At 56.6% G+C, this 21,969-nt stretch carries 13 protein-coding genes and 1 tRNA gene; 7 read left to right on the plus strand and 7 right to left on the minus strand.

The genetic code is table 11. The features are described from left to right. Positions 1-6 precede the first annotated feature (6 nt). Positions 7-2,922 carry a caspase family protein gene (locus tag EJ361_RS16475; protein WP_126246739.1) on the minus strand — a complete coding sequence of 972 codons (2,916 nt, stop codon included), beginning with the start codon at positions 2,920-2,922 and terminating at the stop codon, positions 7-9. A 198-nt stretch (positions 2,923-3,120) separates the two neighbouring features. Here EJ361_RS16475 and EJ361_RS16480 point away from each other — a divergent pair, with 198 nt between their 5' ends. Further along, positions 3,121-4,968, plus strand: coding sequence for a CHAT domain-containing protein (locus EJ361_RS16480; protein ID WP_126246740.1), 1,848 nt, complete (start codon positions 3,121-3,123; stop codon positions 4,966-4,968). Continuing rightward, positions 4,968-8,102, plus strand: coding sequence for an ATP-binding protein (locus EJ361_RS16485; protein WP_126246741.1), 3,135 nt, complete (start codon positions 4,968-4,970; stop codon positions 8,100-8,102). The genes EJ361_RS16480 and EJ361_RS16485 overlap by 1 nt, the downstream gene beginning before the upstream one ends. Positions 8,103-8,173: 71 nt before the next feature. Here EJ361_RS16485 and EJ361_RS16490 read toward each other — a convergent pair whose 3' ends face one another. The 5 genes from EJ361_RS16490 to EJ361_RS16510 all read right to left on the minus strand — a co-directional run bounded on the left by EJ361_RS16490 (position 8,174) and on the right by EJ361_RS16510 (position 15,994). Further along, positions 8,174-9,196, minus strand: coding sequence for a sugar kinase (locus EJ361_RS16490; RefSeq protein WP_126246742.1), 1,023 nt, complete (start codon positions 9,194-9,196; stop codon positions 8,174-8,176). Positions 9,197-9,245: 49 nt separating this feature from the next. Beyond that, entirely contained in the window at positions 9,246-9,719 is a 474-nt protein-coding gene (locus EJ361_RS16495) for a RidA family protein (protein ID WP_126246743.1), read from the minus strand. Positions 9,720-9,733: 14 nt separating this feature from the next. Continuing rightward, the gene (locus EJ361_RS16500) at positions 9,734-11,041 is read right to left on the minus strand and encodes a gluconate:H+ symporter (RefSeq protein WP_126246744.1); all 1,308 of its coding nucleotides are present in this window, start codon (positions 11,039-11,041) and stop codon (positions 9,734-9,736) included. Between the two features lie 235 nt (positions 11,042-11,276). Beyond that, the gene (locus EJ361_RS16505; protein ID WP_126246745.1) at positions 11,277-12,824 is read right to left on the minus strand and encodes a SusD/RagB family nutrient-binding outer membrane lipoprotein; all 1,548 of its coding nucleotides are present in this window, start codon (positions 12,822-12,824) and stop codon (positions 11,277-11,279) included. Positions 12,825-12,844: 20 nt separating this feature from the next. After that, positions 12,845-15,994, minus strand: a complete 3,150-nt coding sequence (locus EJ361_RS16510) for a SusC/RagA family TonB-linked outer membrane protein (protein ID WP_126246746.1) — start codon at positions 15,992-15,994, stop codon at positions 12,845-12,847. Positions 15,995-16,348: 354 nt separating this feature from the next. Here EJ361_RS16510 and EJ361_RS16515 point away from each other — a divergent pair, with 354 nt between their 5' ends. Then, the gene (locus EJ361_RS16515) at positions 16,349-17,131 is read left to right on the plus strand and encodes a DeoR/GlpR family DNA-binding transcription regulator (protein WP_126246747.1); all 783 of its coding nucleotides are present in this window, start codon (positions 16,349-16,351) and stop codon (positions 17,129-17,131) included. Positions 17,132-17,242: 111 nt separating this feature from the next. Here the strand turns inward: EJ361_RS16515 and EJ361_RS16520 are convergent, their stop codons facing one another. After that, complete coding sequence (locus EJ361_RS16520) at positions 17,243-17,593, minus strand: MmcQ/YjbR family DNA-binding protein (protein WP_126246748.1); 351 nt, start codon at positions 17,591-17,593, stop codon at positions 17,243-17,245. Between the two features lie 77 nt (positions 17,594-17,670). Between EJ361_RS16520 and EJ361_RS16525 the strand changes: the two genes are divergently transcribed. The 4 genes from EJ361_RS16525 (at position 17,671) to EJ361_RS16540 (ending at position 21,702) form a co-directional block, all read left to right on the plus strand. Next, positions 17,671-18,666 carry an MBL fold metallo-hydrolase gene (locus EJ361_RS16525; RefSeq protein ID WP_126246749.1) on the plus strand — a complete coding sequence of 332 codons (996 nt, stop codon included), beginning with the start codon at positions 17,671-17,673 and terminating at the stop codon, positions 18,664-18,666. Between the two features lie 123 nt (positions 18,667-18,789). Then, positions 18,790-20,472 (plus strand): C25 family cysteine peptidase, encoded by a 1,683-nt coding sequence (locus tag EJ361_RS16530; protein WP_126246750.1) that lies wholly within the window; start codon positions 18,790-18,792, stop codon positions 20,470-20,472. A gap of 121 nt (positions 20,473-20,593) precedes the next feature. Further along, on the plus strand, positions 20,594-21,538 hold the full coding sequence (locus tag EJ361_RS16535) for a DUF5996 family protein (RefSeq protein ID WP_126246751.1): 945 nt from the start codon (positions 20,594-20,596) through the stop codon (positions 21,536-21,538). A 77-nt stretch (positions 21,539-21,615) separates the two neighbouring features. Continuing rightward, a tRNA-Leu gene (locus EJ361_RS16540) sits at positions 21,616-21,702 on the plus strand. The last annotated feature ends 267 nt before the right edge of the window (positions 21,703-21,969 follow it).

A 21,969-nucleotide genomic window follows, 5' to 3' on the forward strand; every position in this document is an offset into this window, starting at 1 on the left:
ATCAGTTTAATGTGGAATGATTTGATGTAAGATCGATGAGATGATTTGTTCGTCCTGGAGATAACCGGGATATAATCCGTTGCCTACCGTGGCCGGTGTATGTTTCGCGTGTTGTTGAAGCGTGGCTGCCAATGCCGGGATGGCTGTTTTCACGACACCGTTTTCCCGCACCGCGAAAGCCATCATGCGCAGCAAATCGCCCGACGTCCGGCCTTCGCGCTCATCCCCCGAAAAAACGAGCGTGCCCGTTTGCAGGATTTCCGCCATTTGCGCCAGTTGCCCGCCGATGCCGTTGGTGATGACCGCCACGTTCCCCGCGCCGAGGCCCGCGATGGCGGCGTGCAAGCTTTCCGCGACGACGGACAGGTCGACTGCCGGCGAAAAATCGAAGCGGAGCAGCTGCGCCGGCGCATCGGGCCGTAGGGAAAACGCCTGCCACATGCATTCCGAATCCCCGGTAACACCGTCGAGCAGCAGTGCGGCGGGTATTGCGGGGTCGAAACCGGTGCGTTGTTGCCAGAGACCGTTTTCGCGGGAGTAGATCCGCAGGCCGGAATTCTTTTCGGGGAGGAAGATGCGCCTGAAACGGAGATCGGTTGCCGGAACGTCGGTGATCGTCACGAAGCCGGAACTTCCCTGGAACCCCGCGGGCCGGTAAGCATCCGCATCCGCCACGAACGGAACGATGGCATGCGGCGGCAATTGCCGGACTTCTGCCAGGGGCCGCGGCAGTAAAACGTTCAAAGGCTCCTCCGGCCGGAGGTCTCCAGACATTTCCACCCGCAACACCGCCATACCGCCGTCCAGCGCGTTGCCGGATGGACCGGTCCCCCAGGCGGAGGATTCCACGGGCGCAACTTCCCCTTCCGCAATGAGGGAAAATTTCCCTGATAAACCCGCCGGCGTATGTATCTCCAGCGGACCAAGCTTCGCTTTTTCTCCCGCGCCCATTGTTTTTTCCAATCCATCGAACGCCGTGGCGATGCGGGCCGTAAACACCGACCACGCCACGCCTTCCCGCGCATCTTCCTCCGACCCGCGCGAATTACCCAGCCCCCGGCTGCCCGGGGCATCCAGCTCCAGCGCGTCCTGCTCGAATTTCGTTACGTCGAAATGGGCGGTGGAAACAACGATCTTCAGGTAATCGTGTATGCGGTATTTGTTGTATGCCCTGTATTGTTCGTCGATGGAAACGGGGATATCGTACACCGTTCTGCCGTTATCGACATAAGCCAGCTCGATCGGCCCGCCGCCCCGTGTCAGCGGGCCTTCCCCGTCGTGAATGAGTTTCGGGTAGATATCGAATTTACTGCCGAGATACAGCACGCGAACGAAGCATTTTTCTACCGGGGCGTCGGCCTTCAATGCAATGCTGAGGCGAAACGCGGGCGGATTCCCGTCGCGGTAATGCAGTTCGAGGAGATCGTCCGTTGCCGGCGTTGTTACCGCCTGGCGGTTGCGCCCTTCCACCACTTTCCACGTCAGCTCGAAATGTTCACGGGCCAGCCGGGGATCGAGGCGCTTCCAGTCGAGCGAGGCCATCCAGGCGCCAATGCGCTGTGCGTATCGCAGGAACATTTCCGGGCTGGCCGTTCTGCGGAAAAGCGGCAGCGTGTCGCCGTTCTCCAATAATATATAGGAACCGTCTTCCGGCCGGAACACTTCATAGCCCGCGCTTTCATCCTTCCCGAACTTCACATCCACCAACGGGTACCGCTCTTTTCCCAACGCCGTTTCCAATGCCGGATCGGGCGCCGAAACGATCGTCAGCCGCGGAGCCGCCGCCCGCACCAGGGATGCCCTGGCCGTTTGGGTAGCCGTGTCCAGCTCCGCGATATCCATGAGGGAAAAAAGGGCTTCCACTTCCTGCAGTTCCACTTCCTTCCGGAAATCCCCGTCCCGCACCTCCACCACTGCACCCGGCGAAAGGCCCTCCAGCGCGCCGGCGAAGAGTTTCCAGCGCTGGAGGCTCACATCGAACAAGACTTCGTACCGCGGCACAACGGTCAACATGGCGCCCGACAGGAACCTCCCGTCGAGGTCGGCATTTTTTGCCGCGAAAGCGACCGGATGCTGATCGGCCGCAGCCGTATTCACGACGGTTTGCAGCCGCCACATGAGATCGCGGTACGAGGTGGCCCCGCCGTTGGCCCGGAGCGTATCGGTCAGCCGCGCCGTAAAGAGCCCTCCGCGCCAGGATTCCTGCGCCAGCTCATCGGCCCGGCAGGCCGCGAAATGAATATACCCGGCGATTTCGGGTTTCATCTCTCCGTCTTCCAGTTTGAAAAACCCCGGCACATCGTGCCCCAGCAAATCGGTAAAGGCCAGTTCCGTATCGCCATCCGACTGAAAACGGGGACGGAATTCGCCCGCAGCGTCCGCGGGCGCGAGGGCGCGGGTATTGCCGCCGGCATGACAGCAATCCGTGATCACGAGGCAATGCGCCTCCGTTTTCCCGAACGCTTTCCAGAGCAGGTAAGCGAATTCCTTGTTGGTGAGGTCGCGCGCCGTGGTGCGACTGTCTGCACAAACGAACGTCTGCAGCTTCCGGCTGGGATTGTTCCGATGGAATTCGGGCGGCGCGGGCGTTTGGGAACCATGTCCGCTGTAAAAGAAAACACAGATATCACCGGCTTTGGCGCCGGCGAAATGCGTGAATATTTTTTGCGTGAAGTTATCGAAAGTAGGCGGCAGCCAAGTGAGGGGGGCATCAAGGGTGGCGGCGTATTTATCGAGCAGCCGGAGGTCGGCGGCGTTGGGCTGGAGATAATAGGCAGGATGATAGCTGAGGCCTTCCTGCGCCGCGCATTGATCGCGGAAGAGGCGGTCCATTTTCAGCACGTCCTGTATGCAGCCGCTGAGCGGACTGTCGGGGTACCCGTTTATGCCGGCGAAAGCCGCATAAAATCGACGATCTTGCATATATACTGCTTCAATTTAAATAGGAATTCCGGGGTTATACCGAATACACCGCTTCGTTTGTTCCTGGGGTTATCGCGTCCTGACTAATTCGTTGAAAAATCGTATCTTAGATAATAGATTGTGACTCCAAATTAACTCCAAAAGTCGAGATTTCCATCGTGCAGCAAGGATTTTATTTACCCCAATTCCATATCAGTCATGAAAAAGATCATCATTGCCTTTGCAAATCTTCCGCAGGCCCCGTTGCAATCGGTGACGGAGGAAGACGAGGGCATCCATAATACCCTGATCGCCGCCAACCGGGGAGATTACAGCGTTCACCGGGAGTCTTTCGCCACCGTTTCCAACATCAACAACGCATTTTCCACTTACGGCGCGGAGATCGCCATTTTCCACTATGCCGGTCATGCCGGCGAACAATCCCTCCTGTTTACCGACCAGGCCGCCAACGGACAAGGCCTCGCTTACCTGTTGAAACCCAGTGCGGATGCGGGCGCCCTCCGGCTGGTGATCCTCAACGGCTGCTCCACGGGCGCGCAGGTAGACCAATTATTGGCATTGGGCGTTCCGGCGGTGATCGCCACGTCAGCTGCGGTAAATGATTTGTCGGCCCGGATTTTCGGCGTGGAATTCTTCAAAAACGTCTGTACCAAAAGGATGAGCATCCGCCAGGCGTTCGACGCGGCGCTGAAATCGGCGCAACTCGCGTCGCAGGTGCCGTTGGGCGTGGACGCACCGCCCGCCCGCGATCTCAACCTGCCCGGCAAAACACCCCGCGAACCGTTTTGGGGGCTGTTTTTCAACAATGCCGCGGCGGTAGACGTAAACCCGCTGCCCAGCGAGCCGAACAAGCCGCTGCCGCCGTATGAACCCAATGCGCAATTGACCCAGGCACTGTTCAACGCGCTCGTGAAAGACGGTAATCTGCCTGCCAAACAGATCGACGACCGGCGGCGTACGGAAATCATCGAAGACAATATGTTGCAGAAAACGATCCTCGACGTGCTACCCCACCCCATCGCCATTCAGCTCAAAACGCTGTTCGCGGCCGAATATGGCGCCGAGGGGCTGAAGCAGCCCGGCATCAAAAGGCTCGAACAGATCGGGCGGGCGTTCCACATCGCGTCGGAGTTCATGGGGATCATCATGATCTCGCAGTTATGGGAACTGAAAATCACCCGGAAAGTGGAAAACCTGCCGGATGAAATGATGGAGCTGCTCGATAAATATTTCAGTCTTTCCATCGCCGACCGCTCCGTGTACGATTATTCCGCAATGATCCGGTCTATCCGCAAATACATCGATTCGCTGGCCGATGTGCAGTATTTCGTGAGCGAGCTGTCCACCCTGCGCGACGACGATCCGCTGAACAAGTCCTTTAGCGAGGCCTGCGTGTTCCTGCAATACATCCGGTCGGCCACGTACTCGGGTTTCGGGGCTGCGGGCGGCCAGCAGATCCCCGAGGCGGAAGTGCCCGCACTTTGCATCCGGGCGGAAGACATGCTCAGCACGGTGTTCGAGCGGCTGGGGTTCCTTCATCGTTACACGCTCACCAGCATCCAGAATATCCGTATCAACAAATACCGGCACGATACCTTCACTGTGTTCGACCACCAGGTCGTCAAACTCATGAACTCCAATGCCAGCCACGAAATCAATTATTACCTGCTCGCCCATCACCTGGACAACAGCGGCGTGGTGCTCACCAAGCAGATGCTCCCCGTCTTCAACGTGGAAAGGCGCCAGTACAAAGGCGATTCGCTGGAATTCCTCAATCTTTCACCCCTCGTGGTAGACGTGAATACCTTCGAAAGCCGGTCTGACCGCTCCAACCTCGTCATATTCGGGCAGTACCAACCGGCAGACGATACCTACGTTTTCCGGACGGTCCCCAAACCCGATGAGCCGCTCGACCATGTACGCATCAACATCAACCGCCGTTTTGCGCGGAACGAACAGCAGGAACAGGGGCGGTATGAAGCCATCTGCCAACAACTCACCGCCTTCCGGCAATTCGCCCAGCAGGCATTAACCCCGGCACCGTAATGAACAGCATCCTCAATAGCCCCTTCAAATTCCTCGATCCTTACGGCAGGGAAGACTACAACATCTTTTTCGGCCGCGACGAAGAAGTGAATGCCCTGTACCAGCACATCCACAAAAACCGCCTCGTGCTCGTGTACGGCACCAGCGGCACGGGCAAAACGAGCATTGTGCAGTGCGGGCTGCAAAACCGGATGGACGATACCGACTGGTTCCCCCTGTTCATCCGCCGCGGCGATCAACTGGTGGAATCTTTGCTGTCGGCCACGCAATCCGCCGCCGATCCTTTCTCCGGGGAGATGCCGTCCAATTCGCTGTCTGGCGGAAAAGCGTATAAACAGGCGTCGTCCGTTTTGCGCAGCCGCAGCGGAGGAGACGCGGCGCAGAAGATTTACGAGGCGCTCAAGGGCATCAATCTCCGCTACCTCCGGTCGGTTTACCTCATTTTCGACCAGTTCGAGGAATTGCTGATCATGGGAACGGAAGAGGAAAAGAAAACGATCATCGAGATCATCGATCATATTTTATGCGATCCGGATTTGCAGTTCTGCAATTTCCTCCTCATCATGCGGGAAGAATTTTTCGCGGGACTCAGTCCGTTCGAGCGCGCTATCCCTGATTTTTGCGACCGGCGGCTGCGCATCGAGCCCATGAGCAACCGGAACGTGGAAGAGGTGATCGTAAAAAGTTGCGAACGGTTCAACATCCGGCTGGAACAGGGCGCGGATAACGCCAAGGAGATCATCTCCGTATTGTCTGAAAGGCAAACCGTGTCGCTCCCCTATTTGCAGATCTACCTAGACCAGCTCTGGCGGACGGTTTACATGAACACGCCCGACAAGCCCGAGCCTTCCGGTTCCGCCTGGCCGCCGCTGACGGTGAACAGCACCATCATCCGGCAGTTCGGGAGTTTACAGCGTGTTTTGGACCGTTTCATGCACGAGCGGATCCATGTGATCCAGGAGCAGCTGGAAAAGGATTTCCCGGATATCGAAGGCGATTTCGTGGCCAATGTGCTCGACGCTTTTGTGACGAGCGAAGGCACGAAGCGGCCGCTGCCGTATGCCCGTGTGAACGATGGCATCTGGTTTACCGGGCTGGTTCCGCCATATTTGCAAGGGCGTTCGTCGGCCTTGATGACGAGTTGTTTGACGGAGTTGGAGAAGAATAAAATTTTACGGAGCGACGGGCAGACGTATGAACTGGCGCACGATATCCTGGCGGGGTTGATAGACAACCGGAGGACGGAGGAACAGCGAAAAACGGGGTTCACCGAAAAGCAGATCATCAGCCGGTACGAAGGTTACAAGAATAACACCAGCGAGCTGCTGAGCCTCCGCGAGATCGCCTCCTACGAGCCATACATGAAACGCCTGAGCCTTCCGGCAGAAGTGATCGAGTTTTACAGGACCAGCGTAAATAAAAGGCATGCAGACCTGCTGAAGGAAAAGCGCCAGAAGTTCCGGCAGCGGCTGTGGCGGTACAGCTGGGTGATCGGTGTGCTGCTGCTCGTGGGGATCACGTTCACGATATGGTACGTCCGCAAACTGCAGCGGGAATTCAACCGCAACGAAAGCCTCGTGTACATGGGGTTCGACCTCGCCGGCAAAGACGCCAGGGAAGCGCTGGGGCTATTCAAGGTATTCAGGGATAAAGTCTATGGGGAAGATGCGAAAATGGTGGACGAGAAACTGCAGGAAATCATGCAGCTTCAGAAATCGCAGGCTTTGTTCGCCGTATCCACCTACTCCATGCCGTTCGTGAAAGTAGACGCGCTGGACATCGATTTGTCTGACGACGGGAAGCTCGTGCTCTACAACATGCTGCCCAAGGAAACCCAGGACTCCCTGAAATCCTATCAAATCAGCACCATCCAGGGCGCCAACCTCATGAAATTCGATTCCGTCCCGTATGCCTATTTCGTAAACGGATCGAACCTGGTGGCCGTGAGCAAACGCACCATCCGCGAGGAAATGGTACCAACCGGAATATCGACCAAAGGCAATTCGCGCAGCAACCGGATGCGGGCGATGTACTGGCTCCGGAATGAAGGGTTCCTCTATGATCCCGCGAAAGATGAAACCATCCGTATCCCCCTGGAAACGGGGCAGCAGTTGCATGATGTCTCCGAAATCCTGAAATACGCGAACGACGCGCATGAATCCTATCACATCCAGGCAACGGCTTCCGGCAACCTCATCGTGCCATATGTGGAAAACGGCAGGGACAGGATCATGCTGCTGAACAAATACGGAAAGGTGTTCGCGCGGTTCGCGGCCTCGTCTACCGTCACCGTTTCCCGCGACCGCCGCAAATTCATGTACCTGGAATACAATCTCGGATATTACCCGGAAATGCATGTTGTCAGCGAAACCGGTGTGGAACTGCACCGCATTTCCGGCGAGATCACTTTCACCGATTTCACGGACGACGGTTCCCCGCTTTGGGGCACGCCCGGCATCTGTAATATCCTGAACGGTGCCGATACGCTCATTTACGACGCCCCTTTCAACCGGGACATTCACTATGCCTACGCCAACCTGGCTACGGAAATGTTTGCCGTGGTGCTGGGAACGAGCCCGATCAATGTGTTCGCGTTCAGTAAGGTAAATGGGGTGAATATTTCAAATTTCAACAACGGCGCCACGGAATCGCTGCCCGGCTTCCCGATCGGGATCCATATGGGGAAAGGATACGCCATCATGTTGCGGAACACCCATTCCGAACCGGGCGCCACCAGCGACGCGGCCGATACCATTTTCAGGTACGATTTCCGAAAGAAAACTCCACCACGGTCGTTTGTAGTAGCGGAAGGCGTGAAAGACCAACTTTACAACGCGGCATCGGGAGATGTAATGGTATACACGCAAAACAGCCGGCTTTTGGTGCTGGATAGCAATCTTACGCTGAAAAAAGGCCTGATGCTCACATCGAACGATCTGTTCGGGATGTCTAACGGCGGACAAACTTTCTTCTACGCCCGCGACCGCTACCTGACGATCTTCCATAACGACACATCGCGCCTGAACGTCTTCGACCCTGCATCGATCTGGGCAAAATTGTATACGCCGGGGTCGCCGGTGCAGCCGATTACGGACAGGAAGCGGTTACGGGAGTTGGGATTGCATTTTAAATAATGCGGGAAGGGGTATTTAAAATATTCAATTACTTCATAGTTGCCTGAAATTAATTATCTGCTTCGAATTCGCTACCGCGAAATCCGCGTATTGATCCCCTGCGCCATCATGGCTTCCACTTCGGATTTGGAGAACAGGGGCCAATCTCCCGGAATGCTTTGTTTCAGCACGCCGCAGGCCGTCGCGAAATCGATGGTTTCCTGGGGCGGCAGGCCGGTCATAGTGCCATAGAGAAGCCCTCCCGCGAAGGCGTCTCCCGTCCCGATGCTTTCCTTCACCTGTGGAAGCGTGATCTTCAACCGGCTGAAATATGCTTTGCCGCCGCTCATGAGCGCGGCGGTGTAATGCAGGCGATCGTTTTCGGGCACGCGGAAACTCATGGCCAGCGTATGCGTTTCGGGCATGAAGCGCGCTTGCAGTTCCTGCGCCGCGATCTCGAAACGGCGGGTCCAGGGCAGCGAGGGGTCGGTCGTCATGCCGAAATATACAAGACAGGCATCGAGATCGGCGATGGCGATGTGGCAATGCTTCAACAATGCGGGCATCACTTCTTTCGGATGTTTGCCATATTGCCAGAGGCGCGAGCGGTAGTTGAGATCGGCGGAGATGATGAGATTCCGGCTGCGCGCGGCATCGATCGCTTCTGCGCATACATCCGCCACCGTAGCGGAAAGTGCGGGCGAAATGCCCGTCCAGTGGAAATGGGATTGATCTTTTAAAACGCCGTCCCAGTTCACCATTCCCGGTTGCAATTCGGAAAACGCGCTGCCGGCGCGGTCATAAATCACCTGGACAGGCCGGATGTGATTGCCCGTTTCGGTGAAATACAATCCGAGCTTCCTTCCGCCGTACAATACTTTTTCCACACCTACCCCATGCCCGCGCAATTGCGCGATGCCGGCCAACGCGAGATCGTTTTCCGGCACCCGCGTTACATACTGCGCGGGAATGCCCAGTCTTGCCAGCAATACGCACAGGTTCGCTTCCGCGCCGGCGTAATACGGAATATACCCGGAGGATTGCAGGAAACGGCTGTCGCCGCCACTGTGCAGCCTCAGCAATAATTCCCCGAAAGTGGCAAGTGCAGGATGCATACCCGGTGATTTTCCGGCAATGTAATTTTTTTCCCGGTAATCAATGCTTTCAATCATCGTGCAATTCGAACAGTGCTTCTATTTCCACGGGGATATTGTCGGGCAGCGAACCGAAACCTACGGCGCTGCGCACCCCGATCCCGTTTTCCGTGCCCCATACCGCGGCGAACAGCTCGCTGCAGCCATTGATCACATACGGATGCCGTTCGAATTCCGGCGTACAGTTCACCATTCCCAGTACTTTGATCACTCTTTTCACACGGTTGAGGCTGCCGAGATGCGTCACGATGGTCGACAACATGGTAAGGCCCACCTGTCGCGCGGCGAGCTTGCCGGCTTCCATGTCCATATCTTTCCCGATGCGGCCGATGATGAGGGATTTGTCGTTCTGCACAGGCCCGTGGCCGGAAAGATATAGGTACTTCCCGTCTACCAGACAAGGCTTGTAAACGCCCAGCGGCGCGGGAGCCGGCGGCAATACCAGCCCGGTTTTCTCAAACTGCTCTTCTGCATTGTAAGTCATAAGATATCCTGTTTTTATAAGATCGAATTTAATAGCAACACGCCCGCCAGTCCGGCCACACCAACCAGCGTTTCCATGACGGACCACGACAGCAGCGTGCTTTTGATACTGAGGGAAAAATATTCCCGGAACATCCAGAAACCCGCATCGTTGACGTGCGAGAACATGAGGCTTCCCGCGCCAACAGACAATACCATGAGGTTCGGGTCTGCCAAACCGGCATTCACGATGGGCGCCAGCATGCCGGCGGCCGTGAGCCCGGCGATGGTGGCGGAACCTACGCAAGCGCGGATGATGGCCGCCATCACCCAGCCGAGCACTAAGGGCGGCACGGGCCACAACTGCATGGCGCCCGCGATCCTTTCACTGACGCCCGTTTCCGTCAACACCTGTTTCAAAGCCCCCGACCCGGCGATCACAAGCAATACCGGGGCGATGTCTTTCACGGCTTCGCCGCAGGTGCGCATGACCGATGTCATATCGCGGCCCTGCATGATCCCCAGCGTTACCGTGGCGGTGAAGATACAAAACAGCATCACAACTGCCGGGTCTGCGGCGAATTGCAGCCCGGGCGTTCCCGGAAAGAAGTGCTGTGCTGCCGCGCCGGCCATCAGCAGTAAAACCGGCAATAGCGCGGTGAAGAAACTGGCGGCTTTGCCGGGCATGGGCACATCTGCGGGTCCGGATTCCGTTGTGCGGAAGAGAGCGGACCCACCGGCGGGAATCCGGCGGAGGAAAATGGAAAAGAGCGGTCCGGCGATGACGATGGCCGGGATGGCGACTGCGAGGCCGTACACCAACGTTTTCCCCATATCCGCGCCAAAAGCACTTACCAGCGCCACCGGCGAAGGATGCGGCGGCAGGAAGCCGTGGGTGACGGAAAGCGCCGCCAGCGCCGGGAGCCCCGTGGCCACGGCGGGCAGTTTATACCGGTAAATGACGGAGAAGATGAGCGGTACCATAAGCACGAACCCCACGCCGTAGTACAGCGGTATCCCGATAATGAAACCCGCTACCATCAAGGCCCATTGCACATATTTCGGACCGAAGAACCCTACCAGTACCTGCGCGATCTGCCGGGCGGCGCCGCTTTCGGCCACCAGTTTGCCCAGCATGGCGCCGAGCGCGAGGATAGACAGCAGGCCGCCCACCGTATCGCCGATGCCTTTCTGCAAAGCAGCGGGGATCCTGGGCGGCGGGAGGCCCAGCCACGCGCCGCCGATCAATGATACAAGAAGGAATGCAAGGAAAGCGTTCATCTTTCCCCAGGTCAGCAACATCACCAGTATAACAATGCAGATTGCAACGATCACAAAAGCCATCATCCTGTTTTATTCGATAATCAATTCGTCGGCCAGCAGCATGCTGATGCCGCCAGCGCCGTATTCGCCCGGCGGGATGACGCCTTTATGCTTACCGGTGCGGGGATCAGGGGATTCGCGGCCGCGGAAGCCCGCGGGGCCGGCACTCCGTGTGGGGAAGCACCGGCCCGTTGGGCCCTCGTTGTTGGCATGGCCGCCAGTAAAACAATAGTCAGGATAAATGTCCGCATCGGCATTATTTATCCCACCAGATGCGGGTTGTCAGTAAATCGGCTCCCTGGCGCGCCAGGGCGGCATCGTAATTGGAACGGTTGCTGCCCTGCTCTGTCCTGCTGTAAGGCAACCTGCGCGGGATGGTACCGTTCGTCATATTATCTTTCGCGTTCACCGGCACCAGTACGGGGAAGCCCGTCCTCCGCCAGTTGGCGTACGCTTCCTGCTCGTCGAACAGCGATGCGATCCAGAACTGGCTGTGGACCTGGTTCATCTGGTCGTTGAAGGAACCGGCCATATTCAGGGCGTTCGCTGTAGTATAGGCGTTGATCTTGTCGGGAGCGATCCTTCCGCCTTCACCGAACAATGCCCAGTTGCGCATCGCGATCTCGATCCCTTCCTTATACGTCTGCGCCGCATTCCCGGTAGTCCATGCGCGGAGGATGGCTTCCGTGAGCAGGAACCGCATTTCCGCGGCAGACACTACGATCAGCGGTGCGGAGTTTTGCAGCACGGTGGCGGGATTGGGCTCTGAATAGGTCACGAAATCATCCGGCCGGCCGTCTGTTCCGTTCGGCATCCCGCGCTGGATGGCTGCCGACGTATCGGGCTTCCCGTCTTTCCACACCACCGAGATCACCGGCAGGCGCGGATCGTTTTTAGCCTTGAGGAAATCGATAAAAGTTTTGCTGAATTTGCCGTTCTCGGTATTGTCCGCACCTTTGGAACCGGGCTTGATATCCTGCCCAACGATCTCGAACACTACCGGGTTCACGTTATAATTCTGCGAACCGCTGCCGTACAGTACCACCGCCTGTTCCGCTTCCTGCATGATGACCCCTCCCGCAATGGCTTTCTGCGCCCACTCGCGTGCCTTGTCCGGCGCAACTTTCGTCATCCGCATGGCAATGCGCAGCATGAGCGAATAACCGAGTTTCTTCCATTTGGCGATATCGCCCCTGTACACGAAATCCGCCGCACCGAATTTCATTTTTCCGTCGTTGAACGCGCCGATAGCGGATTCCAGGTCGCGGAGCATACCGTCGTACACGGCCGACTGCGCATCGTATTTCGGTTGGTACACGCGGTCTGTCGCGGCTTTTCCAGCATCGGAATACGGAATATCGCCGTACAGGTCTGTGATCCTTTGCTGGATCAGTACGCGCCAGATGCGGGCGGAAGCGGATTTATTGACGAGGTCGGGATTGGCGTCTGCCGTGCGGATCAGTTCTCCCAGCGTAGTCAGCACGTTCGTATAGGCGAAGCGGAAATACTGGCCCTGGTAGCTGTCTACCTGCCCGTATTTATCACCGCTGCCCGCCAGCGTCACTTCCTTCCCGAAGGCGAAATGCTGTACGAACGCGCCGCAGGTGAGGTAGGAAGTGTAGAAGTACACCCGGTCGTACACGTAATTCCCCTGCAAAATGCTTTGTGAGAACAGGTAATCGACGTTCGGTTTCGTAGAGGCGTTGGGATTGGTGTTCATTTCCTCGAAACCTTTGTCGCACGAAGCGAGGCCGAGGGAAGCGCCGAGCAAAAGCGCGTAAGTATATTTGGTAATGCGTTGCATGATCGTTCTTTTTAGCGTTGTTACAGTTTAACCATCAGGTTGAGGCCGAAGCTCCGGGTGCGGGGCACGCCGAACATCTCGAAACCCTGTGCGTTGGAGTTGTTGAAAGTAGACTCGGGGTCCACGTTCGGGGTTTTCTTGTGGAGGATGAGGAGGTTCCGCGCTACGAACGACAGGGAAGCCGACTGGAATTTCACCCCGCCGATCCTGTCTACCGGCAGTTTGTACCCCAAAATTACCTGCCGCAGTTTGATAAAGTCCGATTTGTACACGAACCGCTCCGACTGTGCTTTCCAGTTATCGTAATAGCCCTGCATTTCGCTGGGCTGCAGCGTTTTGCTGAAAGGCTCGCCCTTGTCGTTCACGCCGGTTACCGTCAATCCGCCGTCGCGGCCGGGCAGCGTAACTTTGGTGAGGCCGAAGCGGGTGCCGTAGAGGTTGGTGCCCGAGTACACATATCCGCCGAAACGCCCGTCCACCAAAAACCCGAGGTTCCAGTTCCTATATTTGAAGTTATTATTGATCCCCCCGTTCCAGGGTGCAACGCCGGTGCCGATCTGCTCCGGCGCTACGGTGGCCATTTCCCAGCCGTTAGCCGTATACTTCGCTTGCCCCTGTGCGTTCCGCAGGACCTTCGTTGCGTTCACCATGCTGAAAGGCTTGCCCACAACGGCGGAGATCGTCGCATATCCGTTCACCGCGCGGCCTATCTCGATGGAATTAATACCATCTGCCAGGCGCACCACTTCATTCTTGTTGTACGCCGCGTTCAGCGACACTTCCCAGCTGAAATGGGGTTTCTGAACCGGAACGCCGCTCAGCAGCAATTCCACGCCCTTATTACTCATTTCGCCGATGTTGATATTGGTGAAATTGTAGCCAGACGATTGGGAGATGGTGATGTTCACGATATCGTCTTTCGTGCGCCGATCGTACACGGCAAAGTCGGCCGATAAACGGTTATTGAGGAATCGCGCCTCGAAACCCGCTTCCAGCGTAGTGTTGGTGTACGGGCGAAGCGATTTGTTAGGCGCAATGAGCGTTCCGCCACCGGCGCCGTTCACCTGCGAGGGCGTCTGCAAAGGCTGTTCGAAATGGCCGCCACCGGGCACAAGGTGATACGTCTGGTTCAACGCGTAAGGCTGCGGCGCGCCGCCGCCTACCTGCGCCCAGGAAGCGCGCAGCTTGGCGAACGTGATGGATTTCGGCAGGTTGGCCGCTTCGCTGAGGATGAAGCTGCCGCCGATGGAGGGATAGAAAATATTGTTGTTCGCCGGATCGAGGGTCGAGAACCAGTCGTTGCGGCCGGTTACGGTAAGGAACAACATATCGCGGTACCCGAAATCCGCCGAAGCGAACAGGGAATTCACCGCAGATCGGGTCAGGACGTTGGTGGTGGTGAGGCTTTTCACGTTGGAGGGGTCATAAAACCCGGGCTCCGCGAAATAGTTGCCCAGCAGCACTTTGTTCTGCGAGCGGTAACGCTGGCGGTTGCCGCCGGCCAGTACATCCACCGTGAAATCGCGCCCGAAGCGGCCCTGGTAGTTCAGCGTCAGTTCGGCGTTGGTTTCGGTGATGCCGTTCGTTTGCTCCTGGTAGTACCCGCGCGGTTCGTAAGCCGTTCCGGAAGGCACCACGCCCAGCCAGTTGATGTTGGTGAAGTCGTGCGTTACGCGGCCGCGGACGAACAGATTGTCGAGGATGTTGAACTTGACGTTGAGGTTGCCGAGGAAGCGGTCGCGGTCGTCGTTATTGATGAATTTGTTGATCGCGAAATAAGGGTTGGTGGCGAAGCCGGAAGGGTTCCACTGGGTTTCGTCGCCCGTGGTGAGGTCGTACCCTGGCGCGAGGTTGCGCACGTCCACCGAGTTGGCGAGCATGTACACGCCCCAGTTCGGGTTGCCCGTGGCGTCGGCCACGTTGGAGCGGCCTTTCGCTTTCTCCTTGTTGTATTGCGCGTAGCCTTCCACGGTGAGGCGTTTGTGGAGATTGGCCACCACGGCCAGACTGAAGATCTTCTTATTCAGTTCTGCATTCCGCAGCAGGCCTTTGTTGTTCATGTCTGACATCGAGAGGCGGTAGGTGCCCAGCTCGCTGCCGCCGTTCACGGCCACGGTGTTGGTGAAAGTGGAACCGGTACGGTAGAAGTTTTTGATATTGTCTTTTTGCGCCATATACGGACGGGCAACCCCATCGAACTGCATCACATCGGAGCCATCGAGTTTCGGGCCCCAGGAAAGGCGGCCGGAGTTGATGGCTTCGTTTTTGGTGGTGGGCTTAACGGTGCGGATGCCCTGGCCGTATTCGTATTGCCAGTCGGGCACGATGGCCGGCGTTTCCAGTGTGAGGGTGGAATTGTATTCCAGGCCGATGCCTTTTTGTTTGATGCCTCTTTTGGTGGTGATGATGACTACCCCGTTTGCGGCGCGGCTGCCGTACAGCGCGGAGGCCGTGGCGCCTTTGAGGATGGAGATGGTCTCGATATCGTCGGGATTGATGCCGCCGATGCCATCGCCACGGTCGGCGTTGAGGCCGATGGAGGCATTGTCTGACGAGGGTACGTTGGACGTGGAGTTATCCATGGGCATGCCGTTGATCACATAAAGCGGCTGGTTGTTGCCGAAGGAGCCGTTGCCGCGGATGATGACGCGGCTGGAGCTGCCGGGGCCGGCGGCGAGGCCGGAAACGGAAACCCCGGCTACTTTGCCAGTGAGCCCTTCCACCACATTGATCTCGCGGGCCTGGGTAAGGTCTGCGCCTTTGACTTCGGAAACGGAGTAAGTAACGGCTTTACGGGCTTTTTTGATACCGAGGGCGGTTACCACTACTTCGTTGAGGGCGCGGGTGCTTTCGGCGAGGGTGATGTTGGCGGAGGTTTGGCCGGGTTGAAGGGTGAGGGTGACGGGGTCGTAGCCGATGAAGGATACCACGAGGGTAACGGGTGTATGGGATGCGGGAACGGACAGGGAGAAATGGCCGTTGGCGTCGGTGACGGTGCCGGTGCCGCGAGCGCTGGCGAGGGAGACGCTGGCGCCGGGGATTTTTTGTCCATCGGCACCCGTTACCGTACCGGAAATTTTGAGGGATTGGGCGAAGCTATCCAGGCACAGGAGCAAACTGCACAGTAAAACGAGCAGTCGTGGAATAGCGGCCAGTTGGAATTTTTTCATCTCGGTGGTTTGGTTGATAAATAAGTTCGGATAATGCAAAAATCTCGACTAAAAATACGCACTTCTGCAACATTTGCAAATTATTTGCAGGAAATTCTAGCAATAATTGCAAATTCTTATCTTGTCGATTCGCAAACCCGGCACTAATTTTTCATCAATAAATTGATTATCAATTATAAGTACTTCCATCCACTGAAATGATTCAAAAAAATTAACGCAAAATCAGCCCCCAACATTCAAAAAATGCGAAATTTTGATGCGGAATATTATATTTACGGTTGATTTGCCCGGAATTCCTTGCTTAAACCCGGAATTTTCAGTAACATTCAAATCGCAAGCAGAATAGAGATGACTATGGACATTCAATCGCAAGACCAGTTACCCCCTGTTTCCCTGACCAAAAAAGCCAGGAAGGAACTGATCATCAAGCAGGTTAACATTCATACACGGATCACCTACAGCGATCTCGTGAGCCTTATCAATGTTTCCGAGGATACCATCCGCCGCGATGTGAACGAGCTGGCGGACGATGGGGAAGTTGTCAAGATAAAGGGCGGCGCCATGTCTATCGCCTATCATTACGGCCACGAATCGGAGACCTATGCGCAGAACAGCAAGGCCGTTATTGCGGAAAAAACGCTGCAATTATTGCGGGACGATATGATCGTGCTCATCGGCGGGGGCACCACCATCCGGGAGTTCATCAAGAAAATCCCCCCCACCCTCCGCGCCACTTTCATCACGGTGAACGTGCTTTCCGCAGTGGAACTGCTCGATAAGCCCATGATCAAAACGATCGTCATCGGCGGTCAGATTTCCGCCTACAGCCAGATGACGGTGAGCGGCGAAGTATTCGAATACCTGTCCAACATCAAGGCAGACCTTTGCATCATCGGCACCAACGCCATCGATCCCGCCAACGGGCTCACGGATTCCGATTGGGAAACCATCCAGGTAAAAAAGGCCATGATCAAAGCGGCGGACAAGATCGCCATCCTCGCCATCGCCGAAAAACTCAATACTTCCATGAAAATGAAGATCGCCGATCTCCAGGAAGTACATTACCTCATCACCGAAATCCCGGCCGACAGCCCGGAAATCCAGCCCTATCGCGCCAAGAATCTCACGATTTTATAAGCTGTCCCCATACCGCTTCCGCGATTGAGCAGCGGGCATCGTCTTTTTTGCGGACGACGCTATTGCTGCAAATTTCGCAGACGTTCCGACTCGCTCGTCAAACAGCATTTGCTATAATCCATTCTGCATCCTGTATTGCTCCTGCAGCTTCGCCGGCGCCGCACCGTACCAGGCGCTTTGCACAGCATCCACCAACTGGCTTTTCTTCACTTTCCGCAAATCGACGGTCGTCCACCCCTGGAGCCCCCAGCCACCGGGCACCGGGTAAAACACGCCGGGCGCCAGCTTGCACCAGGCCGCCTGCTCTTCCGGCGTAAACGGGAAATTAGCCGTGTGGGCCGCTTCCAGCAAGGTTGCAAAAATTTTGCGCTTCGTGCGGAACGCCTGCCGGTCGAAATGCTTCACTTCCGTGGTTTCCGGCATCGACAGGCAAAGCTCCCTGAATGTGGCGATCGTGTTCATATTACAAATGTAAGTGCCCCGGGCACACCGGAATTGGAAAAATCCGACATTCCCCCAGGCTTCGTACATTCGTTTTCATGGAATGGAATTCTCCCAACTTCAGGAACGGCACTTTTCACAACCAGCTGCCCACTGAATTGATGTCGGCCGACAACACCCTGCTGAAAGTCTTCATCAAATTCATGCGCAAACCGAAGTCGGTCAACCCGCCCGGCCCGCTCCCCTCCGTCTGCCGCGACCTCAAAACCCCTCCCGGCCCGCAGACCCGGCTCACCTGGTTCGGCCATTCCTCCTACCTCGTCCAGATGAACGGGCTCAACATCCTCGTGGACCCCGTGTTCAGCAGCCACGCTTCGCCCGTGCCGATTTTCGCAAAAGCCTTCGCCGGATCGAATGTGTATGGCCCGGCGGACATGCCCGATATCGACATCCTCATCATCACCCATAACCACTACGATCATCTCGACAGCCGTACCATCCGCGCTTTGCGCCACCGCGTCGGCGCGGTATGCACGGGCCTTGGCGTAAAGCCGGACCTCATCCGCCACGGCCTGCCCGCGGATATCATCACTGAGCTGGACTGGGGACAATGTGCGCAACTCCCCGCCGGATTGCAGCTCACCGCGGCACCGGCCCGGCATTTTTCCGGCCGCGGGGTGAAAAGGAACCAGTCGCTGTGGTCGTCGTATATCCTCGCGTCCGGCCAGGAAAAAATCTATATCGGTGGAGATTCCGGGTACGGCCCGCATTTCAAAACCATCGGCGACGCCAACGGCCCCTTCGACCTCGCCATCCTCGAAACCGGTCAATACAACACCGACTGGGCCAATATCCACATGATGCCGGAAGAAGCCATACAGGCTGGTACAGACCTCCGTGCGAAGGCCATCCTGCCCGTCCACTGGGCGAAATTCTCCCTCGCTTTCCATCCCTGGGACGAGCCCGTGCGCCGCGTGCTCGCCGAAGCGCAGAAAACCGGGATGCCCGTGGCTACGCCCATGATCGGAGAGGCGGTCGTCCTTCATCAGCCGCTGCCAGCTTCCCGTTGGTGGGAAAGCGTAAAACAGCCGTAGCCGTAGTTCCCGCAAAAGCCGCAGGCGTAGTTATACTTAAAAACTCCCGTATTTGCTACCTGTTCACCGGCAGGCTCCGGATGTAATTTTGGGTCGTTGTTAAACCTCAAAAAAACATCCAAAATGTCTAATGAAAATCAACCCCAAAAAGGCGGCCCGGTGGCCGGGGAAAAACAAAGCCTGTCGAATCTGAGCACCGTTCGCACGCAGGTCCTGCAAGACCGTACCGTGTTCAACATGCAGGCCGTTGGCCGCAATTACAAGCTGGCGCAGGCCTACCAGAGCGTACGCAATCTCCGGCTCACCGACCCCAACAAAATCCGCCTCAGTTCTTTCGCCGAATACGCCGAACTGAACAAAAGCATCCTCCATTTCACACCGCTGATCGAGGAAAAACCGCGCCCGGCCGCACCCGCCGCCGAAAGCTACCTCAACACCTACACCTGGTTACGGTTCCCCAAAGGCAAGGTGCTCATCCTCGTCCATAAAGACGTGTATGCGGCCACGAAAGTACGGACCGACCGTTACGTGCTCGACCTCGCCCGTGATGGCTACTGGGCTACCGTACATGTGGTGAGCGGCGGCAAACCGGCTTACATCCGTAATTACATCCGCAGTAAAAGTCCGGTTGGCGCGGTGATGGTAGGCGCCATTCCCGTGGCCTGGTTCGAGATGAGCGACGATTTCAACGGCTCCAGCTCCGAATTCCCTTGCGATCTTTTTTACATGGACACCAACGGGACGTGGACAGACACCGATGCCGACGGCAAGTACAACGCCGTTTCCGGCGACGTAACCCCTGAAATCTGGATCGGCCGTGTGTGGACGCCCACCCTCGGCGGGAACGATGCCGCGCTCATTAACAATTATTTCGACAGGAACCACCTCTTCCGCACCGGGAACCTCGGGCATAGTCGCTCCGCGCTTGCATACGTGGAAGACGACTGGACGAGTTTCGACGATTGCGAAATGGACCTTATGACGCCGGCGCCTTTCATCACCAAATTCACCAATCCCAACATTACCGACGCAGACCTGTACAAGGACGAGGTGAACAAAATGCGCTCGTTCGTGCAGCTGTGCTCGCATTCTTCCCCGCACGTACATTCCTTCCACATTCCGGCGACCGGCACTACCGAATGGATCGACCGTTCGTATTTCCGGGACAGTCGCGCCCCGAATGCGCACTTCTACAACCTGTTCTGCTGCAGCACGGCGCGTTACACGCAAGACGACTACCTGGGCGGCTGGTATATTTTCGACAAGGCCGGCGGTGAAACGAATTACGGGCTCACGGCCGTAGGCAGTACCAAAACCGGGTCGATGCTCTTTTTCGCCGATTTCTACGACCCCATCGGCAAGGGCAAATGCATCGGCGATGCGATGGTGGACTGGTGGAAAGCGCGCGGAACCGACCATGACCTGGGCGAGCGCCAGTGGTTTTACGGGATGAGCATCCTCGGCGATCCTACGCTCACCTGGTGGAAGGGGGCCGTTCCCCGCGCCATCGAGCCGGCAGACGGCAGCGTGTTCAATCATTATCCGCGGACGATGACGTTCAAATGGCTGCCCGTGAACATTCCCGGCGCAACGTACAGCATCGAGATCGACGCTTTCGGTGCGGTGAACGCGGGGCAATGGGCGGCGCAGAGCTTCCGGAGCTTCGCGGTGTTCCATGGCATCACGGGCACGAGCTTCAACTACAATTTCGTGGGCGCTCAGCCCGGCAGATGGCGCGTAAGGGCCAAGATCGGCGACCGGTATTGCGCATGGAGCTGCTGGTGCTATTTCAAATTTACCATCTAGGGAATATCTCTTCAGCATAGACGACAGCGGCAGCCCCCGGAATCCTCCGGGGCGTTGCCGTTTTAATGGGTCTGCAACCAAAGGGCGCGCCGTTTGTTGTAGATAGGCAAACTTTGACGATATGAAAACGAAATGGCCCGTATTGCAATACGATTCCTGGAAAGACACCCTGGCCACCGTTCACCGCTGGACGCAGGTGGTGGGCAAGGTCCGGCTGCGGAAGATGCCCTGGCTGAACCATTCCTGGCATGTGACACTCTTTGTGAGCCCCACGGGTTTGACGACCGGAAGCGTGCCATACGGCAATGGGCTGTTCCAGATCGATTTCGATTTCGTGCATCACCGGCTGCGCATCTGCACGAGCGAGGGGCGGCAGGAACAACTGGAGTTGCGGCCCATGGCGGTCGCCGATTTTTATCATGCCTTGTTCGAAAAGTTGAAACAGTTATCGGTGGACGTGGAGATCTTTACCATGCCGGCCGAACTGCAAAGCCCGATCCCATTTGAAGAGGACTACATCAACCGTTCGTACGACGCAAAGAAGATGGAAGAATGCTGGCGGGCGATGGTGCAGGTCCATACCGTGTTCATGCGGTTCCGGTCGGGGTTCACGGGGAAGGTGAGCCCGGTCCATTTTTTCTGGGGCGCGTTCGACCTGGCGGTGACGCGTTTTTCCGGCCGCGATGCGCCGGAGCACACGGGTTCCGCGCCGAACATGCCGGCGCGGGTGATGCAGGAGGCGTATTCGAAGGAGGTGAGCTCTTGCGGTTTTTGGCCGGGCAACGATTCCTTTCCGCAGGCGGCTTTTTATAGTTATGCGTATCCATCGCCGGAGGGTTTTGCATCCCAACCCGTTCAACCGGCCGGTGCATATTTCGACAATGATCTCGGCGAATTTATTTTACCATACAGTGTGGTGCAACAATCTTCCGACCCGGAAAAAACACTGCTTGATTTTCTGCAATCCACCTACGAAGCCGCCGCCAATACCGCACATTGGGACCGGCACGCGCTGGAGTGCGACCTTTCTCCTTTCGAGAATGCGTATGGCTGTTTTCGGGTTTGATAATTTTTTTTTGAAGAAGGATTTGGAAAGTTCCGGGAATCATTTACCTTTGCCATCCCGAACACAAAACCAGGGATGCCCAGATGGCGAAATTGGTAGACGCACTGTGTTCAGGTCGCAGCGCTCGCAAGGGTGTGCTGGTTCGAATCCAGTTCTGGGCACCAGAAAAAGACAAATCGGTTTAGGCTGATTTGTCTTTTTTGTTTTGGAAAAGGATTAGCGTTATCACGGATCAAGGGATCAAGGATCAAGTTGAAAAGTTGGGGGAAAGAGTAAAAAATGCTTTGTTTTGCATGCTATATCTATGATCTCCGTGGACCAGAACTATAAACAACTCATCGAACTTCTTTTGCCAGCCGGCATACTCGAATATTTTGACCTGATCAAAACCACTCAATCGCCCAATGGGCTTCATATTTACCTGGAGGAGC

The sequence above is a fragment of the Chitinophaga rhizosphaerae genome (assembly GCF_003958645.1).
Lineage (GTDB): Bacteria > Bacteroidota > Bacteroidia > Chitinophagales > Chitinophagaceae > Chitinophaga > Chitinophaga rhizosphaerae.